Below are 5993 nucleotides of genomic sequence, written 5' to 3' on the forward strand. Positions count from 1 at the left end.
CGGGGGGGGGGGCGGGCGTGTGTGTTTTCGTCCTTCTTCACCCGTTGCCCTCCTTCTTTGTCTTCTGCTCGGGGCTCACCCCCCCCGGGGGGGGGGCGGCGGGCCCCCCCCCCCCCCCTTCGGACGGAGGACGGGGACGAAGGGCAGGGCGTCCACCCAGCGGGCGACCCGAGCGGCGACGGGCACGCCGGGCTGCCGCAGCAGTGCCCGGACCACACCCGACGCCGCCAGGTACAGCCGTTCGGCGACGAGAATCAGTGCGGCACAGACGAAGGCGGCGAGCACATGGGCCGCGATCATCGGGAGGCCGGGCAGATGCGCGATCCCGTCGACGCCCTCGTGGTGCCCGGGCGACCAGCTGAGCGCGTAGTGCCCGGCCCACTGCCCGGCGAGCACGGCAAGCGCGGGTCTGGCCGTAGCCGGCACCGGCCCGCTCCCGGCGTGTGCGGAAATTGCCGCCCACCGACGGCTCAGCGGATCCCATGTCGGGCGCGGGGCAGCGGACCGCCGTCGCGCACCCCGCCGGACGGCGGCGCCCGAAGCGAGCATCCCCGCCGCGAGCGAAACCAGCAGCAGCAGCGCGATATCCGCCGACCCGGGCATCGCGCCACCGGCGATCCCATGCGCGGCGACGGCCAGCGCGCCGACGAGAACGCCGCAGCCACCACCGCGTAGGCGGGCGGTGAGCTGCGGCGTCGGCACGGGACGGGTCAGCGCACGCCGAGGCGGGCGAGCGCGTCGTTCTCGAGCACTGAGAGCTCGGTCGAGATGGAGGCGTGCACGGCCTTGCGGCGCGCGGCGGGCATCTGCTCGGCGGTGTTCACCGCGACGGTCAGATCGGCCAGCCGCGACCGGGCGGCCGCGACGAACTTCTTGGTGTCGGCGTCGCCGGGCGCGTCGGCGGCGACCTTGTCGAGCGCGTTCTCGGTGTTGGTGATGCGGGCCTGCAGGCGCGCGCCGTGGCCGCTGAACTCACCGAGCTGGTCGAGTCCGATGCCCAGCTGCTGCGCCTTGCGCGCGTCGAGCTGGCCGCGCACGAAGGTCGCGGCGCGATAGGCCAGCGGCGTGAGCACGGGGACGAGCACCCTGGCCACCCCGATGTACTTGCGGATCTGGCTCGCGCTGAACAGCTCGCGGTCGGCCTTGGCCGCCAGCTTCTCGGCGGCCTTCTCCTCGGCCTGCAGGGTCGCGATCTGCGCCTTGGCCACCTTGGCCTCGGTCTTGGCCTGCGCCTTGGCCGCCCTGCGGGTGGTGCGTTCGCTCGCCTTGGCCGCCTTGCGCTCGTTCTTGGCGCCGAGCTTCGCCTCGACGGCGGCTTTGTGCTTGAGCGCCTTCGCCTCCGCGCGTCGGCTCGGCCGCCGTTTGCGCTTGCTGAACAACCCCATGAGATCAGGCCCTCCGTCATGCTCGCCAAGTCATGAGGCAGTGCCGCCGAGAGCGACCTGCCGTACTTCGTAGCGTAGTGGGATGAGGGTAGCGATTGGGCATTGTGTCGGGGGGAGGGACCATACTGCTTGCGTGCGTGCAGCCGAGGACGACTTCGACGGCGGGCCGGTGCATCGCCCGGCCCCCGCTTCCGCTGCGCTCGACCGAGGTGCCGAAACCGGGGTCGCCGAGGCCCGGATCGCCTTCCTGGACGCGCGCTCGCTGATCGGCTGCAGGCATCGCCTGCGCCTGGACGCCGAGTATCCCGAGGAGATCGCCGAGGTCAGGGAGGACCCGGGCGTCCAGCAGCGCAGGGAGGCGGCGAGCACCCATCGCGCCAGGGTGCGCGACGAACTGGTCTCGGCCGCCCCCGCCGACTGGGTGGTGATCGACCCGGCGCTGCGCGCGCGGGAGAAGGCAGCGGCGACGATGGCCGCGATGGAAGCGGGTGCCGCCCGCATCTGGGGTGGGCTGCTGCCACAGGAGCCCGATACCGGCAGGCGCGGCGGCGCCGAGTTCCTGCTGCGCGATCTCGATCGCGGCGGTTACATCCCGATCATCGTGGTCAACCACAAGATCACCGACCCGCGCCGCCCCGATCCGGCCGACTTCCACCCGCTCACCTCCGACCTGCACCGCTGGGAGCCGCGCCGCGACAAGCACGTGAAGCTGCGCCCGCAGCCGCGCGACCAGCAGCGCCTCGCGCATCTGTACCGGATGCTGCAGCGGCACGGCATGGCCAGTCCCGCCCTGGTCGGCGGTGCGATCGGCCTCGCCTTCGACCGCATCCTGGTGCACGACCTCACCACCGTGCTCGCCGACTACGACCTGCGCTACGGCGACCGCATCGCCGTGGTCCGCGGCGAACTACCGACGCAGCCGTCGAAGGTGCCCGAGTGCAGGCAGTGCCCCTGGTGGGTGCGGGGCCCCGGCGGGGAGCCGAGCTGCGAGGGACAGTTGGCGGTCATGCGCGACGTCAGCCTGGTCGCGCCCGGTTCGCGGGCCGACGTGCTGCGCGTGCACGGTGTGCAGACCGTCGACGAACTGGCCGCGTGGCAGGGCGAGGACCCCGACGACTGGCAGCACGGCCCGTTCTCCGAGACCGTGGTCACCGCCCGCGCCTGGATCGCTGGCGCGCCGCTGGTGCGCCGCTTCGACACGGTGAGCGTGCGCCGCGCCGACGTGGAGGTCGACGTCGACCTGGAGAGCTACCAGGAGGACGGCGCCTACCTGTGGGGCACGCTGCTCGACGGGGTGTATCGCCCGTTCGTCACCTGGGACCCGCTGCCCACCGAGGACGAGGGCCGCTCCTTCGGCGAGTTCTGGACCTGGCTCATGCGCGTGCGCGCCGACGCGCACGCCGCGGGCAAGACCTTCGCCGCCTACTGCTATTCGCGCACCGCCGAGGACAAGTGGCTCTACGAGTCGGCCCGCCGCTTCGCGGGCAAGCCCGGCGTCCCCACCCACGAGGAGGTCCGCGCCTTCGTCGATTCCCCCGAGTGGGTCGACATGTTCCAGGCCGTGACCGACCAGTTCATCTGCCCGAACGGCAAGGGCCTCAAGAAGATCGCCCCCGTCGCCGGCTTCGGCTGGCGCGACCCGGAAGCGGGTGGCGAGGCCTCCATGGGCTGGTACCGCCGCGCCGTCGGCTACGACGCCGATATCGACATGTCCCAGCGCACCCGCCTGTTCGAATACAACGAGGACGACGTCCGCGCCACCCAGGTCCTCCGGGAGTGGATGTCACAGCGGGCCGTCGCCGAGGTTCCCTCACTGGCCGACTTCGGACGGTAATAACATCGGTGCCGTGACAGAGCACGTCGAAACCCTCGAGTTCCAGGCCGAGACCCATCAGCTCCTGGAGCTGATGATCCACTCGGTCTACTCCAACAAAGACACGTTCCTGCGGGAGCTGATCTCGAACGCTTCCGACGCACTGGACAAGCTGAAGCTGGCCACGTTCCAGGACAAGGACCTCGTCGCCGACACCTCCGACCTGCACATCGAGCTGGAGGTCGAGGCCGACAAGCGGGTCCTGACCGTGCGCGACAACGGCATCGGCATGTCCCGCGCCGAGGTCGTCGACCTGATCGGCACCCTCGCCAAGTCGGGCACCGCCGAGCTGCGCCGCAAGCTCACCGAGGCCAAAGGCGGAGCCGCCGACCGTCTCGACACAGCGGAGCTGATCGGCCAGTTCGGCATCGGCTTCTACTCCACCTTCATGGTCGCCGACAAGGTCACGCTGACCACCCGCAAGGCGGGCGAGACCGAGGGCACCCGCTGGGAAGCCGCCGCGGGCAGCTCCACCTACACGATCGACACCGTCGCCGACGCCCCGCAGGGCACCGCGGTGACCCTCGAGCTCAAGCCCGCCGACGAGGACGATCACCTCTTCGACTACACGCAGGAATGGAAGCTGCGCGAGATCGTCCGCAAGTACTCCGACTTCATCGCCTGGCCGATCCGCATGCAGGTCGAGCGCACCGTGATGGAGGGGGAGGGCGAGGACAAGGTCGAGAAGACCATCGTCGAGGACCAGACCCTCAACTCGCAGAAGGCGCTGTGGACGCGCCCGCGCAGCGAGGTCTCCGACGAGGAGTACAAGGAGTTCTACCACCACGTCTCGCACGCCTGGGACGAGCCGCTCGAGATCATCCCGATGAAGGCCGAGGGCACCTTCGAGTACCAGGCGCTGCTGTTCATCCCGTCGACCGCGCCGTTCGACCTGTTCACCCGCGAGCACAAGCGCGGTGTGCAGCTCTACGTGCGTCGCGTGTTCATCATGGACAACTGCGAAGAGCTGATGCCGGAGTACCTGCGCTTCGTCAAGGGTGTGGTCGACGCGCAGGACCTCTCGCTCAATGTGTCCCGCGAGATCCTGCAGCAGGACCGCCAGATCCAGATGATCCGCAAGCGCCTGGTCAAGAAGGTGCTCTCGACGGTCAAGGATCTGCAGGGCGCCGAGGACCAGACCAGGTACCAGACCTTCTGGGCGCAGTTCGGCCGAGTCCTCAAGGAGGGCTTGCTGTCCGACACCGACAACCGCGAAACCCTGCTCACCGTCTCCTCGTTCGCCTCGACCGCCTCGGAATCCGAGCTCACCACACTGAAGCAGTACGTGGAGCGGATGCCGGAGGGCCAGGACGCGATCTACTACATGACCGGCGAAAGCCGTGCGCAGGTGGAGAATTCGCCGCACCTGGAGGCGTTCAAGGCCAAGGGACGCGAGGTGCTGATCCTGACCGATCCGGTCGACGAGATGTGGGTCGGTTCGGTGCCGGAGTTCGACGGCAAGAAGTTCCAGTCCATCGCCAAGGGCGAGGTCGACCTGGAGACCGAGGAGGAGAAGAAGGAGACCGAGGCCCTGCGCGAACAGCAGGACAAGGACTTCGCCGACCTGCTCGCCTGGCTCGGCAAGACCCTCGACGAGGTCGCCAAGGAGGTGCGCCTGACCAACCGGCTCACCACCTCGCCGGCCTGCCTGGTCGGTGACGTCTTCGACTTCACCCCGATGCTCGAGCGCATGTACCGCGCTTCGGGCCAGGCGCTGCCGGAATCCAAGCGCATCCTCGAGCTCAACCCGACCCACCCGCTGGTCACCGGTCTGCGCGACGCCTACGACGCCCGCAAGTCCGACGCCGACGAGGGCAAGGTCCCCGAACTCGCCGAAACCGCCGAACTCCTCTACGGCACCGCGGTTCTCGCCGAGGGCGGCGAACTCAAGGACCCGGCCCGCTTCGCCCACCTCCTCACCGAACGCCTGACCCGCACGGTCTGACGCGATCGCACCCGTCTCCTCGCGGCACGGCGTTCGCGGGGAGGCGGGTTCCACAGTGTGGAATACGGGTGCCGGTCGGGCGGTGAAGCCGCACTATGGAGTTATGGCGGAGGGGCACGACATCCGCCGGGCACGACCCGGCGACTACGACGGCCTGATCGGGGTGGTCGATCACTGGTGGGGCAGAACCGTTGTCCCCAGTCTGCCCAGGCTGTTCCTCGACCATTTCCACCGCACCAGCCTGGTGGCCAGCGACGACGACGGAATCTCCGGCTTCCTCATCGGTTTCGGCTCGCCGTCCGACCCCGACGCGGCCTACATCCATTTCGTCGGCGTGCGTCCCGACGCCCGCAAGGTCGGTCTCGGTCGCACCCTCTACGACCAGTTCTTCGAGCTGGCCAGGGCCGACGGCCGAAAGGTGGTCACCGCCATCACCTCACCGGCCAACTTCACCTCCATCGACTTCCACCGCAGCCTCGGCTTCACCGTCGCGGGCCCGATCCCCGACTACAACGGCCCCGGCCGCGCCCTGATCACCTTCGAGCGCACGCTCTAAGGGCTTCGGCCCCTGCGGTTTCCGGCCACTGTTCCGCGTATGTCGTCGGCCGGCCGCTGCCTGGGACGCGGGCCGGAGCTGATCGCCCGACGACGACCGCCGGACGCGCGACAGCCCCCCCCCCGGAATAGGGGGCCGGGCGTGTGCGCGGGGAGGGGGTACGCGCCCCCCCGGTAGGTCGGGGAACCCCCCCGGGGGGGGGGCCCCGGGGGGGGGGGCGGGGGGGCCGGGGGG

The 5993-nt window shown here is 70.1% G+C and carries 5 protein-coding genes; 3 read left to right on the forward strand and 2 right to left on the reverse strand.

The features are described 5' to 3' along the window. Positions 1-75 precede the first annotated feature (75 nt). Together QH270_RS00080 and QH270_RS00085 are read right to left on the reverse strand one after the other, a co-directional pair. Entirely contained in the window at positions 76-702 is a 627-nt protein-coding gene (locus QH270_RS00080) for a hypothetical protein (RefSeq protein WP_280338304.1), read from the reverse strand. Between the two features lie 8 nt (positions 703-710). Further along, positions 711-1385 carry a DUF6474 family protein gene (locus QH270_RS00085; protein ID WP_280338305.1) on the reverse strand — a complete coding sequence of 225 codons (675 nt, stop codon included), beginning with the start codon at positions 1383-1385 and terminating at the stop codon, positions 711-713. Positions 1386-1623: 238 nt separating this feature from the next. Here QH270_RS00085 and QH270_RS00090 point away from each other — a divergent pair, with 238 nt between their 5' ends. The 3 genes from QH270_RS00090 to QH270_RS00100 all read left to right on the forward strand — a co-directional run bounded on the left by QH270_RS00090 (position 1624) and on the right by QH270_RS00100 (position 5759). Continuing rightward, entirely contained in the window at positions 1624-3219 is a 1596-nt protein-coding gene (locus QH270_RS00090; RefSeq protein ID WP_432420265.1) for a TM0106 family RecB-like putative nuclease, read from the forward strand. Between the two features lie 13 nt (positions 3220-3232). Continuing rightward, positions 3233-5203, forward strand: a complete 1971-nt coding sequence (gene htpG / locus QH270_RS00095; protein ID WP_280338307.1) for a molecular chaperone HtpG — start codon at positions 3233-3235, stop codon at positions 5201-5203. Between the two features lie 103 nt (positions 5204-5306). Next, complete coding sequence (locus tag QH270_RS00100) at positions 5307-5759, forward strand: GNAT family N-acetyltransferase (protein ID WP_280338308.1); 453 nt, start codon at positions 5307-5309, stop codon at positions 5757-5759. Positions 5760-5993 lie beyond the last annotated feature (234 nt).

This window comes from Nocardia neocaledoniensis (assembly GCF_029868625.1).
Taxonomy (GTDB): Bacteria; Actinomycetota; Actinomycetes; order Mycobacteriales; family Mycobacteriaceae; genus Nocardia; species Nocardia neocaledoniensis_A.

Coding starts and splice junctions, on each gene's coding strand:
- QH270_RS00085 (WP_280338305.1), bottom strand. CDS start 1,385: ATGGGGTTGTTCAGCAAGCGCAAACGGCGGCCGAGCCGACGCGCGGAG.
- QH270_RS00100 (WP_280338308.1), top strand. CDS start 5,307: ATGGCGGAGGGGCACGACATCCGCCGGGCACGACCCGGCGACTACGAC.